At 67.0% G+C, this 14,701-nt stretch carries 18 protein-coding genes; 14 read left to right on the top strand and 4 right to left on the bottom strand.

What is annotated here, in order from left to right; genetic code table 11:
* The first annotated feature begins 223 nt into the window (after positions 1-223).
* Positions 224-868 (top strand): ECF RNA polymerase sigma factor SigK, encoded by a 645-nt coding sequence (sigK, locus tag N2K95_RS03615; RefSeq protein ID WP_260652958.1) that lies wholly within the window; start codon positions 224-226, stop codon positions 866-868.
* The gene (locus N2K95_RS03610) at positions 865-1,662 is read left to right on the top strand and encodes an anti-sigma factor (protein ID WP_260652957.1); all 798 of its coding nucleotides are present in this window, start codon (positions 865-867) and stop codon (positions 1,660-1,662) included. Before sigK ends, N2K95_RS03610 begins: the two co-directional genes overlap by 4 nt.
* A 76-nt stretch (positions 1,663-1,738) precedes the next feature.
* Here the strand turns inward: N2K95_RS03610 and N2K95_RS03605 are convergent, their stop codons facing one another.
* Positions 1,739-2,044 (bottom strand): variant leucine-rich repeat-containing protein, encoded by a 306-nt coding sequence (locus tag N2K95_RS03605; RefSeq protein WP_255793086.1) that lies wholly within the window; start codon positions 2,042-2,044, stop codon positions 1,739-1,741.
* A 242-nt stretch (positions 2,045-2,286) separates the two neighbouring features.
* On the opposite strand from N2K95_RS03605, the gene N2K95_RS03600 reads away from it, so the two are divergent.
* The 7 genes from N2K95_RS03600 to N2K95_RS03570 all read left to right on the top strand — a co-directional run bounded on the left by N2K95_RS03600 (position 2,287) and on the right by N2K95_RS03570 (position 7,616).
* A complete protein-coding gene (locus N2K95_RS03600; RefSeq protein WP_260652956.1) occupies positions 2,287-3,396 on the top strand; it encodes a DUF475 domain-containing protein in 1,110 nt (369 codons plus the stop codon).
* A 12-nt stretch (positions 3,397-3,408) separates the two neighbouring features.
* Positions 3,409-3,996, top strand: coding sequence for a TerD family protein (locus N2K95_RS03595; protein WP_260652955.1), 588 nt, complete (start codon positions 3,409-3,411; stop codon positions 3,994-3,996).
* 28 nt (positions 3,997-4,024) lie between these two features.
* Positions 4,025-4,606 (top strand): TerD family protein, encoded by a 582-nt coding sequence (locus N2K95_RS03590; RefSeq protein WP_260652954.1) that lies wholly within the window; start codon positions 4,025-4,027, stop codon positions 4,604-4,606.
* Between the two features lie 31 nt (positions 4,607-4,637).
* Positions 4,638-5,219, top strand: a complete 582-nt coding sequence (locus N2K95_RS03585) for a TerD family protein (RefSeq protein WP_260652953.1) — start codon at positions 4,638-4,640, stop codon at positions 5,217-5,219.
* A 95-nt stretch (positions 5,220-5,314) separates the two neighbouring features.
* A complete protein-coding gene (locus tag N2K95_RS03580; RefSeq protein ID WP_255793082.1) occupies positions 5,315-6,508 on the top strand; it encodes a toxic anion resistance protein in 1,194 nt (397 codons plus the stop codon).
* Between the two features lie 38 nt (positions 6,509-6,546).
* Positions 6,547-7,065 carry a hypothetical protein gene (locus N2K95_RS03575; protein WP_260652952.1) on the top strand — a complete coding sequence of 173 codons (519 nt, stop codon included), beginning with the start codon at positions 6,547-6,549 and terminating at the stop codon, positions 7,063-7,065.
* Positions 7,065-7,616, top strand: a complete 552-nt coding sequence (locus N2K95_RS03570) for a TerD family protein (protein ID WP_260652951.1) — start codon at positions 7,065-7,067, stop codon at positions 7,614-7,616. Before N2K95_RS03575 ends, N2K95_RS03570 begins: the two co-directional genes overlap by 1 nt.
* On the opposite strand, the gene N2K95_RS03565 is transcribed toward N2K95_RS03570, so the two are convergent.
* Positions 7,613-8,011, bottom strand: coding sequence for a hypothetical protein (locus N2K95_RS03565; protein ID WP_260652950.1), 399 nt, complete (start codon positions 8,009-8,011; stop codon positions 7,613-7,615). The two genes, N2K95_RS03570 and N2K95_RS03565, sit on opposite strands and share 4 nt — an antisense overlap.
* On the opposite strand from N2K95_RS03565, the gene N2K95_RS03560 reads away from it, so the two are divergent.
* The 4 genes from N2K95_RS03560 to N2K95_RS03545 are packed head-to-tail and all read left to right on the top strand — an operon-like array spanning position 8,010 to position 13,303.
* Positions 8,010-8,510, top strand: coding sequence for a hypothetical protein (locus N2K95_RS03560; protein WP_260652949.1), 501 nt, complete (start codon positions 8,010-8,012; stop codon positions 8,508-8,510). The genes N2K95_RS03565 and N2K95_RS03560 overlap by 2 nt on opposite strands.
* Positions 8,511-8,514: 4 nt before the next feature.
* Positions 8,515-9,705 carry an HpcH/HpaI aldolase/citrate lyase family protein gene (locus N2K95_RS03555; protein ID WP_260652948.1) on the top strand — a complete coding sequence of 397 codons (1,191 nt, stop codon included), beginning with the start codon at positions 8,515-8,517 and terminating at the stop codon, positions 9,703-9,705.
* A complete protein-coding gene (locus tag N2K95_RS03550; RefSeq protein ID WP_260652947.1) occupies positions 9,702-12,500 on the top strand; it encodes a phosphoribosyltransferase in 2,799 nt (932 codons plus the stop codon). Before N2K95_RS03555 ends, N2K95_RS03550 begins: the two co-directional genes overlap by 4 nt.
* Before the next feature lie 5 nt (positions 12,501-12,505).
* A complete protein-coding gene (locus N2K95_RS03545) occupies positions 12,506-13,303 on the top strand; it encodes an HAD family hydrolase (RefSeq protein WP_260653712.1) in 798 nt (265 codons plus the stop codon).
* Here N2K95_RS03545 and N2K95_RS03540 read toward each other — a convergent pair.
* Both N2K95_RS03540 and N2K95_RS03535 read right to left on the bottom strand, forming a co-directional pair.
* Positions 13,300-13,737, bottom strand: coding sequence for a hypothetical protein (locus N2K95_RS03540; protein WP_260652946.1), 438 nt, complete (start codon positions 13,735-13,737; stop codon positions 13,300-13,302). The two genes, N2K95_RS03545 and N2K95_RS03540, sit on opposite strands and share 4 nt — an antisense overlap.
* A gap of 41 nt (positions 13,738-13,778) precedes the next feature.
* Positions 13,779-14,150, bottom strand: coding sequence for a hypothetical protein (locus tag N2K95_RS03535; protein ID WP_260652945.1), 372 nt, complete (start codon positions 14,148-14,150; stop codon positions 13,779-13,781).
* A gap of 399 nt (positions 14,151-14,549) precedes the next feature.
* Here N2K95_RS03535 and N2K95_RS03530 point away from each other — a divergent pair, with 399 nt between their 5' ends.
* The gene (locus N2K95_RS03530; RefSeq protein ID WP_255793073.1) at positions 14,550-14,678 is read left to right on the top strand and encodes a hypothetical protein; all 129 of its coding nucleotides are present in this window, start codon (positions 14,550-14,552) and stop codon (positions 14,676-14,678) included.
* Positions 14,679-14,701: the final 23 nt, after the last annotated feature.

Raw genomic sequence — 14,701 nt, 5'->3', positions numbered from 1 at the left:
ATACTTTGAAATCTGTACCGGCTACCTGCACGCAAGGGACGGGAGCGGCACCCGTCCGGCAAGCGGTTGGCTGCGAACACCGGGCATGAAGAACTCCTCACGGGTTTGCGGCACCGGGCGGGTCGAAGCTTGGTGCGAAAGTATGGCAGTGTTCTCAGCGAACATATCCCCGTCCGTAGCCTCGGCGGGGCGCCGCCTCCGAAGGGATGACCTGTGGGAGCCCATGACTGACCCCGGGAGTGGCCCGGCGGATTTCGCCGCCCGGCGTTCGCCCGCAGCGGCACCTGCTGCCGTGCCGGCTGCCGCGCCGGATGACCGCGGGAGCGAGCTCGCGGAGCTGGTGCGGCGGTGCGGGGAAGGAGACGAGGCCGGTTTCGCGGCCCTTTACGATGCCACGTCGTCCCGGGTGTACGGACTGGCGGTGCGGGTGACGCGGTCTCCGGAGATCGCAGCCGAAGTTGTCCAGGAGGTTTACCTGATGGCCTGGCAGCAGTCGGCCCGCTTCGACCCGGCCCGGGGAACGGTGCTTGGATGGTTAGGCACCCTTGCCCACCGCAGGGCTGTCGATCGGGTGCGCCAGGTGTCCCGCGAACGGGACCGGGAACAGACTTATGAGGACCAGCGGACGACCGGAACACCGGTGGACCAGACGTGGCAGGAGGTGGAGCAGGGCATGAAAACCCATGAGGTGCGGAACGGTCTGAGCTCACTCACGCCGCTCCAGCGCGAAGCGGTTGCCCTCGCCTACTACCAGGGATTCACCTACCAGGAGGTGGCCGTACGGCTGGATATTCCGTTGGGTACGGCCAAAGCCCGTATCCGGGACGGGTTGAAGAAGCTTCGGTCGGCATTGGGGGGTCAATCATGAACGAGCACAGCCACAACAGCGGGGATATCCATGAGCTGGCACCGCTTTACGCCGTGGATGCCCTGGAACCGGCCGAGCGGGACGCATTCGAACAGCATCTGGCGGACTGCCCCCGCTGCCGGGCCGAGCTGGCCGAGTACGCGGAGGTCACCGCCGATCTGGCCGCCGGAACGGACTCAACTCCCCCGCCCGCCCTGCGCGCCTCCGTGCTCTCCGCCGTCCACGGCACCCGGCCGCTGCCCGCTCCCCGGACAGAGCAGCCGGATCCCCGGACAGAGCAGCCGGACCTCCAGGGCGAGCCAGCCGCCGTCGTCTCCTTGGATGAACGACGACGCCGCCGCGGCCGCCGCCTGCTGGCCGCAGCTGCAGCCGCGGTCCTCCTTCCGGGAATCGCCGTGGCCGGATGGACCCTCGGGGCCCAGTCGGAGCAGCGCCAGCAGGAGCAGCAGGCAGCGCAGGAACAGGACCGGGAAAACCGGCTGCTGGCCGCACCGGACGTTTCCACGCACCGCGTGGACGTCAACGGGAACCCGGCCACTCTGTTCGTTTCCCGCGAGGAAGACGCAGCTTTGTTCGTTGCGGACTCCCTGCCCGATCCCGGCGAGGGGCGGGAGTACCAGTTGTGGCTGCTCGAGGGCGAGACCCCCGTTCCGGATACGCACTTCGCCGGTGGAGACGTCAGCATCTGGCTTGGCGGTGACGTCGCCCGGGCCGGAGCCGTGGCGCTGACCGTCGAACCGGCGGGCGGATCCAGCACCCCCACTTTCCCGCTCGTCGCCGTCGCCGAGATCTAGGTGCACGGCTTAAACGGAACATCCCGCCGCACAGGCTTCGTGCAGCGGGATGTTCCGTTTAAGCGGAAAGAACGGCTTAGCGGCCGCGGCGGGCCAGGGCTTCGTTCACGCCGGCGTCGCCGAGCGCACCCAGCCATTCGAGCAGTTCCGGGCCGGCAGCCGGGTTGGCGGCAACAGCCGGCCGGGCCAGCGGATGGTCGGTGGCCAGCTCCTGCAGCCGAAGGGGATCTGTTCCGGGGTCCTCCGCCTGGGCCAGAATGGCGACCTCGGCCGGATCCACCTCGGCGGGTGCTGCCGCGGATGCCCCGCCGCTGACGACGTCGGCCGCCGGGATGTTCATGACCGGTTCCGCATTGCCGTTCCCATACATTTCGTCCTGCATGCAGTCCTCCTTCAAATGGGTGCCCTCGTAAGCAGGCTTTCCATTATCTTTTCAGACCGCGGGTGCCACCGGCCAATCGGCGCGGGCATCCCCGCCGACGCCAACGGAGGGTAGTTGCCCGTGGCCTCCGGGGTGCGACATACTGAAGCCTAATTCGTTTCGGATTCATCCATCCCCTACTTGGTTTTTGCCCTTCCCGCCCCCACCGGCTGCGCGCAGGAACTGAAGGAGCTGCAAGCAGAGTGTTCTTCAAAACTTTCGGTTGGTCGTTTGTTGTTACGGCCGCTGCGCTGGTTACGGCGTTCTTCTACGGCGGGGTAGAGGCACTCATCCTCTGCGCCATCCTGGGCGTCCTGGAAATCAGCCTTAGCTTCGACAATGCCGTGGTCAACGCGCGCATCCTCGAAAAAATGAGTGTCTTCTGGCAGAAGATGTTCCTCACCGTGGGCATCCTGATCGCCGTCGTCGGCATGCGCATCGTGTTCCCGCTGGTCATTGTGGGCATTACCGCCAGCATCAACCCGATCGAAGCCCTGCAGCTGGCCCTCGAGAAGGGCGACCCGGATGAGCCGGGCAGCTACGGCTACCTCCTCCACGAGGCGCACCCGCAGATCGCCGCCTTCGGCGGCCTGTTCCTGCTGATGCTCTTCCTGGACTTTATGTTCGAAGACCGCGACATCCGCTGGCTGCGCTGGCTGGAAACCCCGTTCTCCAAGATCGGCAAGGTCAACGGCGCTTCCCTGATCGTCGGCCTCGGTGCCCTGCTGGCCGCCGGCGGCCTCTCGGATCCCTCGCACACCACCGACGTCTTCGTCGCCGGCGCTGCCGGCCTGATCACCTACCTGCTGGTCACCGGCCTGGGTGACATGTTCGACGTCGACGGCGACGACGATTTCGACGCCGACGATGCAGAGGCACGTGCTCCGAAGTCCGGCAACGGCGAACTCGTGAAGGCCACCGGCAAGGCCGCCTTTATGCTCTTCCTCTACCTGGAAGTCATTGACGCGTCCTTCTCCTTCGACGGCGTCATCGGCGCCTTCGCCATCACCTCGGACCCGATCATCATCGCTCTGGGCCTCGGCCTGATCGGTGCCATCTTCGTCCGGTCCCTGACCGTGTTCCTGGTGCGGCAGGGCACCCTGGATGAGTTCGTTTACCTGGACCACGGTGCGCACTGGGCCATCGGCGCCCTGGCAACCATCCTGCTGCTCACCATCGAAATCGAGATCAACGAGATCTTCACCGGCCTGATCGGTGTCGTCTTCATCCTTGCGTCGCTGGCTTCCTCGATTGTGCGCAACAAGCGCGCAGCGAAGTCCGGCGCAGGCAAAGAACCTGTCTACACAAACTAACGAGGGAGAATCATGGGCCTGAGCCTGCAGAAAGGTCAGTCGCTTTCACTGACGAAGAAGGACGGCGGCGCACTGAGTAAGACGCGTCTGGGACTGGGCTGGGATTCCGCTGCGCCGGCCAAGCGCGGGCTGTTCGGCAAGAAGACCGCCGAAGTGGATCTGGATGCCTCGGCTATTTTCTTCGACGCCAACGGCAACGCTGTTGACCAGGTCTGGTACGGCCAGCTCGCCAGCAAGGACGGCTCCGCGAAGCACACCGGCGACAACCTCACCGGTGCCGGCGAAGGCGATGACGAGGTCATCCTGGTGGATCTCTCGGCCGTCTCCCCCGCCGTGCAGAACATCGTGTTCGTGATCTCCAGCTACAGCCGGCAGACCTTCGACCAGGTGCAGAACGCCTTCTGCCGCCTGATCGACGATTCGACGCCCGGCAGCCCCGAGATTGCCCGCTACCAGCTGACCGACGCCGGCACCCACACGGCCATGGTGATGGCCAAGGTGGGCCGCGAAGGCTCCGGCTGGAGCTTCAAGGCCATCGGCGAACGCGCCCAGGGCCGCACCGTCAAGGACCTGATCCCCACGGCAGCCCGCACGCTCTAACCACCCGCCCGTCCGTAAGGAGAGCACCTTGTCCGGCCTCACTCTTTCCAAAGGAAGCAACCTTTCCCTGTCCAAGGCTGACCCCGGCCTGGAACGGGCCCTCATCGGCCTGGGCTGGGATCCGCGCACCACCAGCGGCGATCCGTTCGACCTGGACGCCTCCGCACTGCTGCTCGGTGCCGACGGCAAGGTGCGCTCCCAGGACGACTTCATTTTCTACAATCAGCTGTCCGCCAAGGACGGCTCGGTGGTCCACCAGGGTGACAACCGCACCGGCCAGGGCGACGGCGACGACGAGCAGATCCTGATTGACCTCAGCATCCTGACCGACGACGTCGACCGCGTGGTCATTGTGGTGTCCATCGACCAGGCGGACGCCCGGCACCAGAACTTCGGGCAGGTCCGCGATGCGTACTGCCGGGTGGTCAACCAGGACACCGATGCAGAGGTGGTCCGCTACGACCTCAGCGAGGACGCCGCAGCGGAAACCTGCATGATCTTCGCTGAGATCTACCGCAACCGCGGTGAATGGAAGTTCCGTGCCGTCGGCCAGGGCTATGCGTCCGGGCTGTACGGCGTTGCCACCGACTTCGGCATCACCCTCGACTAATCTCCCCCACGTCTACAAGGAGCTGAACACCATGGCAGGTCTGACCCTCACCAAGGGCAACAACCTTTCCCTCACCAAGACCGATCCCGGACTGCAGAAGGCCGTCGTCGGTCTGGGCTGGGACCCGCGCACCACCACGGGCGAGCCCTTCGACCTCGACGCCTCGGCGCTGATCATCGCGCCCAACGGCAAGGTCCGGTCCTCCGACGACTTCATCTTCTACAACCAGCCCGCCGCCAAGGACGGATCCGTCACCCACCTGGGTGACAACCGTTCGGGCGCCGGCGAAGGCGACGACGAGCAGATCCTGATCGACCTGTCGCAGATGGCCGACGACGTCGACCGCGTGGTCATCGTCGTCTCCATCGACCAGGCCGATGTCCGGAACCAGAACTTCGGCCAGGTCCGCGGGGCATACTGCCGCGTGATCAACCAGGACAATGACAGCGAAATTGTCCGCTTCGACCTGAGCGAGGACGCCGCTCCGGAGACCTCCATGATCTTCGCCGAGGTGTACCGCAATAACGGCGAATGGAAGTTCAAGGCTGTGGGCCAGGGCTACGCCACCGGACTGGCCGGCATCGCGACCGATTTCGGTGTTCAGCTGGGCTAGACTCGCCCTTTCAGCTACACCCTGCGGGGAGTGTTCCGCAGTCCGGGACACTCCCCGCCTCCGTATACGCAGCTCAACCAAGAAAAGGCTGGACCATGACCACACCGCTGACTCCCCCGGACGCCACCGAAGCCGCCCTGGTGCTGAACGCTCCGGAACCGCCCGCTCCGGTCGCTCCCGAGAGCGCTCCGGGCATGGTTCCGGTGCCGGAGGAACGCCGCGTTGAAATCGCCGCGCAGGCCAAGTCCTTCATGGATGAAGTGTCCAAGCTGGATGCGCGCAGCCCGGAATTCACCGCGCAGGTGGATTCCATCAACAAGCTGGCCGGCTCCGAAATGGTGCAGTCCGCCGGGTATTCGTCCCGTCTGCTGGACCGTTCCTCCACCTCGGTGAACGGTGCGAAGAAGTCCGGCAACGATGCGCAGAAGAAGGTCGCCACCACTCTGGGCGACCTGCGCAGCACCGTTGAGGACCTGACCCCGAACCAGGCGAACCTCGGCACCGGCCGCAAGATCCTGGGCATCATCCCGGGCGGCAACAAGCTGGCCAAGTACTTCCAGAAGTACGAGTCCGCCCAGGTGCAGCTGGACAAGATCATCAAGGCCCTGATGGCCGGCCAGGATGAACTGCTCAAGGACAACGCTTCGCTCGCCGGTGAAAAGGTGGAGCTGTGGAAGACCATGCAGACCCTGAGCGAATACTCCGTGCTCGCCGAGTCCCTCGACGCCGCCTGCGTGGAGAAGGTGGACAAGCTCAAGAACGCCGGGCAGATTGAGCAGGCCAACGCCCTGGAGGCGGATGTCCTCTTCCCCATCCGCCAGCGCCGCCAGGACATCCTCACCCAGCTGGCCGTCTCCGTGCAGGGCTACCTGGCCATGGACCTGATCCGCAAGAACAACGTGGAACTGATCAAGGGTGTGGAACGCGCCCGCACCACCACCATTTCCGCGCTGCGCACCGCAGTGATCGTGGCCCAGGCCCTGGCCAACCAGAAGATGGTGCTGGACCAGATCGACGCGGTGAACACCACCACGAACAACATGATCCTGAGCACCAGCGAAATGCTCAAGGACCAGACGGCCCGGATCCACCAGCAGGCCTCCACCTCCGGCGTGAGCGTGGAAACCCTGCAGAAGGCCTTCGACAACGTGTACCAGACCATGGACGCGATCGACACGTTCCGCTCCGAGGCGGCCCGCAACATGGAAGGGACCGTGAAGTCCCTGGAGTCCACCATCACGCAGGCCCGGCCCTACCTCGAGCGCTCCCGCCAGAGCGAGTCCCGCTAGATGCCGCCCAGGACAGCTCCGGCGGAAAGGAGCCGGCCATGCCGGTAGGCAGATTCTTCGGGTCCCTCTTCGGCAACTCGCCCGAACCGGACCCGGCGCCGGAGCTGTCCGCACCCGCCTCGCCGTCGGGCCCCGACGCCGAGCACCAGGAGACCGTAAAGTCCCTGGAGAACCTGCGCACCGCGGTGCGCAGGGCCGGCGGCGCCCTGCCGACCTCGGTGACCTCCATGGTCCGGCAGATCGACGACATCCTGGCGCCGCTGGTGGAGTACGTGGGCAGCCACGGTGCCTCCACCGAGCAGCGCGTGCTGCTCAACGCCATCATTACCAATTACCTCCCCACTCCCCTGCGCGCCTACGTGGCCCTCAGCGACCGAGAGCGGACCGAGACTTCAGAGGCGACCACATTGCTCGTTGACCAGCTGACCATCCTGGAAGGCATTGCCCGGGACCTGGAGAACCAGGTCCGCACCGGCGCCATTGCCGAACTGTCCTCACACGGACGGTTCCTCGATGACAAGTTCTCCCCCTCCTCCCTGACCTTCGGAGAGAACTGATGGGAACCCTTGTAGCCGGCGCCAACGCCGCCCTCACCGCGGAAAACCCGGGCCTGACCTCCGTCATGGTGGGACTGGGCTGGGACGTGATCCCCAGCCGCGGCCCCGCATCCGAACTGGTTCCGCTGACGCTGCTGTGCGGCTCCGACGGCCGGGTGCTCTCCGACGCGCACCTGGTGTTCTTCAACCAGATCGCCAGCCCGGAGGGATCCGTCGTCTTCGAGGGCGACGACGATACCGAGCAGATCGACGTCGACCTGTCCCGGGTGCCGGATGCCGTTTCGAAGATCGTTTTTGCCGTGTACGCCGATCCGGAAATGCGCGGACCCGGCACCTTCGCAGCCGTGCGCAGCGCGTACATCCGTGTGGCCCGGCCCGGCGGCGGAGAGCTGGTCCGCTTTGACCTGCCCGCGGCCAACCGGGACACCATCACCGCGATGATGTTCGGCGAGCTGTACCGGCACCGCACCGACTGGAAGTTCCGCGCCCTGGGCCAGGGGTACACCACCGGCCTGCGCGGGCTGGCTGCCGACTTCGGATTCGACCTCTAGTCGATGGCTGTTAACCGTTCGTCGGCCGTCCGCACCGACCTTCCCTTCCTGAGCCGCCGGGTCAAGCCGCGCGCTGCGGCTCCGGCTGCACCCCCGGCTGCCGCCGCACCGAGCGCTGCGTCGGCACCGTCGGCACCGCGGACGACGCCGGCTGCTCGGCCTGCTTCAAGGACGCCTTCGGCGGCCCCGGCACCGGGTTCCCTCTCGCTGTCCCCGCCGCCCCGGCAGGAGGCTGCGCCGTCGGTCTCCCCGTCGCTCTCGCTCGGCCTGTCCCCCAATGCCGAGGCAGCCAGCAGCCGAGCCGGCGCTTCCACGCGGCCGACGTCGCCGTCCGGCTCGCCCGAGCCGGTGCGCGTCGCTCCCCTGCACAGCCGTCTCTTTGCGGCGCCGGGCATGGGCGACCTGCGCAGCCTGGACCGGCAGCACCCGGTGGTGCGCCTGACCCCGATGGAATCGGCGGTGGGCAGCCTGGTGGTCGCCGGAACCGTCCGTGCGGTCTGGGAAGGGCCCGGGTACAGCACTGGTTCCATCTCCTCCGGCGAGTTCGAGCCGGAAAACCTGGACGGTGTCCTGGTCTCCACTCCGGGCAACCGCCCGCTGGTCGGCTACGAGGGTGACCTGGCTCTGATCCCGCTGCGCCACGTCCGGAAACTGCGCCGCGCCCTGTTCTTCCCGAAGCCCAAGCAGCCCATGAGCGTGGGGCTCTACAACGGCAAGTCCGTCACCATCCCGGCAAAGGCAGGCCAGCGCAGCTTCTACGCGCTCTCCGTCATCCGCATCGGCGACGTTCTGGAACTGCGGGCCGAAGAATTGCCGTACGGAATGGAGTTTCAAGCCATCTGGGAGGCCTTCGGGTTTCACATGACCACCCGTCTCCCCTACCAGGGGCGGTAACGCCGTGCGCCATTTCTCCTACCTCAGCGAGCCGGAAACCGCCCGCCTGTTCCACCTCCCGCCCCAACAGCTGACCCTTGATTCCGACGCCGCCCTGCTGGCCACCGCCCTCGGGGCCACGCTCTACAGCCCCGCGACCCGGCCGGAGCTGGTCAAGGACATCCGCAAGCAGGCCGCCCGCGGAGCCGTCAGCATGGTCATCTGTTTGGAGGATTCCATTGCCGACGCCGAGGTCCCGGCGGCCGAAACCAACGTAGTGGGTGCCCTCGCCGAGCTGCACGCGGCCGGTGTCCGGGAACCCGGCGGCCCAGAAGACCTGATGCTCTTCGTCCGTGTCCGCACCCCCGAGCAGCTCCTGAGCCTGGCCGAGCGCAGCGGGCCGGCCCTGGACGTCCTCTCCGGGTTCGTGATTCCGAAGTTCGAGAACACCACCGGCGCTGCCCAGCGTTTCCTCGACGCCCTGCACACCGTGAACGAGGCCCGCTGGACTGCCGATCCCGGCGCCCGTCCGCTGCGCATCATGCCGATCCTCGAATCCCCCCTGATGATCCACGCCGAAACCCGCACCTCCACCCTCACGGGAATCTTCGAGGTGCTGGAAGCCAACCGGCCGGACATCCTGGCCGTGCGGATCGGCGCTACGGACATGTCCAGCGCCTACGGGCTGCGCCGCTCCCGGGACCTCACCATTTATGACGTCAAGGTGGTCTCGGCGGTGATCGGCGACATCGTCAATATGCTCGGCCGGCCGGACGGTTTTGTCATCAGCGGTCCGGTCTGGGAACACTACAGCTCCGGCGAGCGGCTGCTGCGCCCGATGCTGCGTTCCTCCCCCTTCGCGGACGCCGACGAACTGGGCCTGCGCCAACGGCTGCTGACCGCCAACCTGGACGGACTGATCCGCGAAATCGAACTGGACCAGGCCAACGGGCTGCTCGGCAAGACCGTCATCCACCCCTCGCACGTCCCCCTGGTCCACGCCATGTCCGTGATCAGCCACGAGGCGTACCTGGATGCCCTGCACATTTCCGGAGCCTCCGGGGGCGGCGCCGCGGCGTCGCCGTACCGCAACAAGATGAACGAAATGAAACCGCATCAGGCGTGGGCAGCTTCCACCCTCGTCCGGGCCGCCGCGTTCGGCGTCGCGGCCCCCGACATCACCTATGTAGATCTTCTGGAAGCGAGCATGAATTGAAGCACCACCCCTGGACCGGCGGATTTGTAAACCAGGCCCTGGGAGTGCGGATCACCTCGGATCCCGCTGCGCTGTTGCCGGTGGAGGACCTGGTGGGACTGGCGCTGCGCCGGAACCCGCGCCGGGCCCACCTGCTGGTGTCCCGCGTACTGGCCAAGCATGTGCCCACCGAACCCGCCCTGGTCCTGGCCGCCGGCGAGCTGCTCGGCGCACTCACCGGTGCGGCACTGGGCAGCACCGTGGATGAGGCCGTGCTCCGCAGTGTCGCCGGTGAGCTCGGGGCGGTCCTCGAGGACGGCACCGATACCGGGAACGACGCCGGCGGGCGGCACACCGCCGCCCGGTCACTGCGCGCCCGGCTGCAGTATGCCCGCGAACGGCTCTGGGAGCTGCCCATTTCCCACCCCGCCGTGGTGACCATCGGCTACGCGGAGACCGCCACCGGACTCGGCCGGCTGGTCGCCGACATGCTGGGCTCCTACTACATCCACTCCACCCGGCACGCCCCGGCAGGTGCCGTGGCCTACGGCGCGTTCGAAGAAGCCCACTCGCATGCCACCTCCCACCGGCTGCTGCCCGTGGACGCCTCGGCATTGAACACCCCGGCACCGGTGGTGCTGGTGGACGATGAGCTCAGCACCGGCGCCACCGTCATCAACACCATCACCGAACTGCACACCGCCGCACCGCATCCGCTCTATGTGGTGGCCTCGCTGATCGACCTGCGTTCCGACGCCGACCGGGCCCGCTTCGACGATCTGGCCGAAGAACTGGGCTGCAGCATCCGCGTGGTCGCACTGGGCACCGGCAGCATCGAGCTCGGCGAAGACATCCTCGCCCGGGCGGAGCAGCTGATCGCCGGGCTTGCGGAGCCGGTGCCTTCCGCACTGCCGACCGTGCTGCCTGCCGTACCCGGGGCTGGCGCTGCTGCCGCCGTCGCCTTCGCACCCGCACCCGCCGCTGCGGCACCCGCCGCCTCCGAAGCCGATGCTTCCGAACCCGGCACCGTGACCGTGCTGGACTACTCCGGCACCGCACGCGGCCTGCACAGCGACCGGTTCGGCAACCAAGCCGGCATCTCCTCCGAATACCTCGGCTCCCTGCCGGACGCCCTGCCCGGAGCCGTCTCCGCCGAGAGTCTGGCCCTCATCGCCTCCCGCATCTCCGCCGCCCTGCCCGCCGAGGCGGATCCGGTGCTGGTGCTGGGCTGCGAGGAGTTCATCCACGTGCCGCTGACCATTGCCAACGCCTTGGCCGAAGCGCTGCCGGATGCCGCCGTCCGGTTCTCGACCACCACCCGCTCCCCCATCGTGCCGATTGACCGGCCGGACTACGCCATCCGCAACGCCGTGGACTTCTCCAGCCACGACCTCACCGAGGACGGCCCCGGTCCCCGGCACGCCTACAACGTGGGTCCCCTCCGGGACGCAAACGGCACGGAGGCCGGTTTCGGCAGCATTGTCCTGCTGCCCGAACCCGGCACCGACCCTGCCTCGATCACCGGCCCGGGCAGCGTCACCGAGTCGCTGCGCGCGGTGACCGGCGCCGTCGTCGTTGTGCTGCTGCCTGCCGATGCCCCCACCCCCGGAGACTGGGACGCACCCGTTGAGGTTCCCGTGGCCGTGCCGCTGACCGGACCCGACTTCGGGTCCTATGCACCCGAGGACGTGACCTGGCTGCTCAAGGACCTGCGCGATGCGGCGCTGGAAGCCCCGACCGCTGAGCGGGAGGCGGCCATCCAGTCCGGCGGCGCCAACTACGCCGAGTCGCTGCCAATGGAGTATCTGCCTTCGGCCCAGTACCAGGATCTGTACGAGGAAGCGCTGCGCCGTTCCGCGCCCCGCGTCGCAGCTGCCGTCGGCACCGTGACGGAACTGGCGCTGGCCGCCCGGAACCGCGAGCCGGTGCTCGTCTCGCTCGCCCGGGCCGGCACTCCGATCGGGATCCTGATGCGCCGCTGGGCGCAGCGGATGCACGGCCTGGACCTGCCGCACTACACCATGAGCATTGTCCGCGGCGTCGGGATGGACGAAACCGCGCTGCGCTACCTGGCGCGGACGTACTCCCCCGAACGAATCCTGTTTGTGGACGGCTGGACCGGCAAGGGCGCCATCACCCGTGAGCTGACCGCCGCACTGGACCGGTTCGAAGCGACCGACGGTGTGCGGTTCTCCTCGGAACTGGCTGTGCTGGCAGATCCCGGCCATTCCGTGGAGCTGTTCGGCACGCGCGAGGACTACCTGATTCCGTCGGCCTGCCTGAACTCGACCGTCTCCGGGCTGGTTTCCCGCACGGTATTCAACAAGGACCTCATTGCGCCGCATGATTTCCACGGCGCGAAGTTCTACGCGCATCTCGCCGGCGCCGACGTGTCCCGCGACTTCCTGACCGCGATCGAGTCGCACTTCGACGACGTGCGGCCCGAGGCGGAAGCGGCTGCGGCTGCGTTGGCTGCCGCGGACCGGACCCCCACCTGGGTGGGCTGGCAGGCGGTGGAGCGCCTCAGCGAGGAATACGGCATTTTCAACGTGAACCTGGTGAAGCCCGGCGTCGGCGAGACCACGCGCGTGCTGCTGCGCCGGGTGCCGTGGAAGGTCCTGGTGCATCCGGGGGCGCTGGAGGACGTGGCGCACGTGCTGCTGCTGGCCGAACAGCGCGGTGTGCCGGTGGAGGAGGTGCCGGACCTGCCGTTCAGCTGCGTGGGCCTGATTCATCCGCAGTTCACCGCCGGTGCTGTGGGTGCCGACGGCCGGGCTGTTGCTGCCGGTGCCGGTGTTCCGGGGGCTGACGCGTGAAGACGATGCTCGCGTCCGATCTGGACCGCACCCTGATCTACTCCGCCAACGCGCTGTTCCTGAACACCGAGGATGCCCTGGCTCCGGCGATGGTGGTCGCGGAAGTCTACGAGGGCAAGCCCCTGTCCTATATGACCCGCGCCGCGGAAGCCCTGCTGGTCTCCGCCGCCGAAGCGTCCGTCTTCGTCCCCGTCACCACCCGGACCGTGGCGCAGTACCGGCGGATCCAGCTGCCCGGGCCCACCCCGGAGTACGCGGTCACCACCAACGGCGGCGTCATCCTGCACCACGGGGAGACCGACATTGACTGGCAGGCGTCGGTGCGCAGTCTTGTCACGACCGGGTGCGCGCCGCTGGCTGAGATTGAGGCTTACCTGGGCCGTCCTGAGTTCCATGAGTGGATTCTGAAGCTTCGTTCCGCCGAGGACCTGTTCGCGTACGCGATTGTGGACCGGGAGGCCCTCCCCGGCGAGTTCCTGCTGGCTCTGGAGGAATGGTGCGATGCGCGCGGCTGGACCGTGTCGCTGCAGGGCCGGAAGCTCTACTGCGTGCCCACGCCGGTCACCAAGCAGCAGGCCGTCGCTGAAGTTGCCCGCCGGATCGGTGCCGACCGCATCATCGCGGCCGGGGACTCACTGCTGGACCGGCCGATGCTGGAATGCGCCGACGTCGCCTTCCGTCCCGCGCACGGCGAACTGGACGACGCCGGCTACTTCGAGCCGCACCTGCAGGTCACCGAGGCGCGCGGGATCCTGGCCGGCGAAGAGATTGTCCGGCGGATGCTGGGACTGGTGCGGGCCTAAAGGTTGAAGCGGGGCGGGGCAGGGACGGGTCCGGCGACGGGCCGGTCAATGCCGACGACCCCCGCTGCGTAGCTGAGGAATTCCTCCAGCCGCCGGTTGAAGGTCTCCGGGACACCGAAGGACTTTCCGCTGCCGAACCGGAAACCGAAGGTGTCGAACGCATGGACCGACAGAGCAGCTCCGGTGCCGGATTCAGCCACGGTGAAGCACAAGGCGACCGGTATGTTCGCGCGGCCCTCGGCCGTCATGTTGCCCCATGTCCGGTACAGCGCGTTCGACCCCAGATGCACCTCCACCGAGGACTTTTCCCGTCGAACGTCCTCACCGTGAGATAAGAAGGCCGAAGCCAATGCGTCCAGAACCTCCTGCGGCGGCAGGGCCGACGTCCACTGTTCCTTCTTTTCCACTATCGGTTTGGTGCTGAACAACGGCATTGCGATACCCCCTGTTTGAGACTGGCTTGCTGGAGAAAGGCTTATTCGAGACCGGTTCCGTTGAAGGCCTGCTCGTAGAGAGCCGCCTGTTCAGGACCTAGTGCTCCTGACACCCGTAAGAGCACCGATCCCTTCAAATAATGGTGTTCGGCATTGTAGGCCGGGCCCTGGCCGATGTGCTGCTGGAGAAGGGACAAGCGGGCCTGGGCATCTGCTTCGACAGCAAATACCTCCACAACAGCTCCGCCGACCACGCTCTTTTCAGGGGCGGCAGCACCGGTGTCGGCAATCCACGCAGCCGACGTGTACTGGCCCGGCTGGCCGATGGACCCGGTTGAATCATTCGCTTCAGTCACTTCGGTGACAAATGTAATGGTCGGGACCGCTGTCTGCAGCTGCTGGGCAATGGTCATAGCAGTGACCGGCTGTGCAGCGTCGGCGGCCGGAGCGGACGTTCTGGGCGCGGACGACGTCGGGGCGGCGGGGGCCGGCGTGGCCGGGCCCGACGTCCCAGTGGTGGCGGGGGCCGTGGTGGCTGACGCCGATGTGCTCGGGGAAGCTGCGGAAACGGGTTGTTCGGATCCTTCATTGGAGGAGGTGCACCCCGCTAATCCCAGAGAACAAATAAGCACTACCCCGGCAATACTTCCCTGACGCATTCTTCCCCCAATAACTACGGACCGATTACCTGCCACAGCCTATCCCGCAAAAACTGCGGGTGCTCCGGGCCGTTACGGCTGACGGCAGAGGCACGGGCCGCCGGGTATTAGTGGGGAACCCCCTGCTGTCCATGCAGGCGGTAGAGTGCTCGCATGACTGAGCAGCATGAGGCCCCGCGGGACGGTTTGGATCGAGACGAGCGCCGGCGTGCAATCGACGCTGCCCTCGAATCCATCCTCACCAAGGACGCCGAACTGCTCGCCAGGCTCGCCGACGCCTGACGCCCGTAGCTGGCAATAAACCA

Origin of the sequence: Arthrobacter zhaoxinii (assembly GCF_025244925.1) — a bacterium.
Lineage (GTDB): Bacteria > Actinomycetota > Actinomycetes > Actinomycetales > Micrococcaceae > Arthrobacter_B > Arthrobacter_B zhaoxinii.
Note: the sequence above shows the minus strand (reverse complement) of the source record. Positions and strands in the feature narration are given on the sequence as shown.

Coding starts and splice junctions, on each gene's coding strand:
- sigK (WP_260652958.1), top strand. CDS start 224: ATGACTGACCCCGGGAGTGGCCCGGCGGATTTCGCCGCCCGGCGTTCG.
- N2K95_RS03610 (WP_260652957.1), top strand. CDS start 865: ATGAACGAGCACAGCCACAACAGCGGGGATATCCATGAGCTGGCACCG.
- N2K95_RS03605 (WP_255793086.1), bottom strand. CDS start 2,044: ATGCAGGACGAAATGTATGGGAACGGCAATGCGGAACCGGTCATGAAC.
- N2K95_RS03595 (WP_260652955.1), top strand. CDS start 3,409: ATGGGCCTGAGCCTGCAGAAAGGTCAGTCGCTTTCACTGACGAAGAAG.
- N2K95_RS03585 (WP_260652953.1), top strand. CDS start 4,638: ATGGCAGGTCTGACCCTCACCAAGGGCAACAACCTTTCCCTCACCAAG.
- N2K95_RS03580 (WP_255793082.1), top strand. CDS start 5,315: ATGACCACACCGCTGACTCCCCCGGACGCCACCGAAGCCGCCCTGGTG.
- N2K95_RS03575 (WP_260652952.1), top strand. CDS start 6,547: ATGCCGGTAGGCAGATTCTTCGGGTCCCTCTTCGGCAACTCGCCCGAA.
- N2K95_RS03570 (WP_260652951.1), top strand. CDS start 7,065: ATGGGAACCCTTGTAGCCGGCGCCAACGCCGCCCTCACCGCGGAAAAC.
- N2K95_RS03560 (WP_260652949.1), top strand. CDS start 8,010: ATGGGCGACCTGCGCAGCCTGGACCGGCAGCACCCGGTGGTGCGCCTG.
- N2K95_RS03565 (WP_260652950.1), bottom strand. CDS start 8,011: ATGCCCGGCGCCGCAAAGAGACGGCTGTGCAGGGGAGCGACGCGCACC.
- N2K95_RS03545 (WP_260653712.1), top strand. CDS start 12,506: ATGCTCGCGTCCGATCTGGACCGCACCCTGATCTACTCCGCCAACGCG.
- N2K95_RS03540 (WP_260652946.1), bottom strand. CDS start 13,737: ATGCCGTTGTTCAGCACCAAACCGATAGTGGAAAAGAAGGAACAGTGG.
- N2K95_RS03535 (WP_260652945.1), bottom strand. CDS start 14,150: ATGACCATTGCCCAGCAGCTGCAGACAGCGGTCCCGACCATTACATTT.
- N2K95_RS03530 (WP_255793073.1), top strand. CDS start 14,550: ATGACTGAGCAGCATGAGGCCCCGCGGGACGGTTTGGATCGAGACGAG.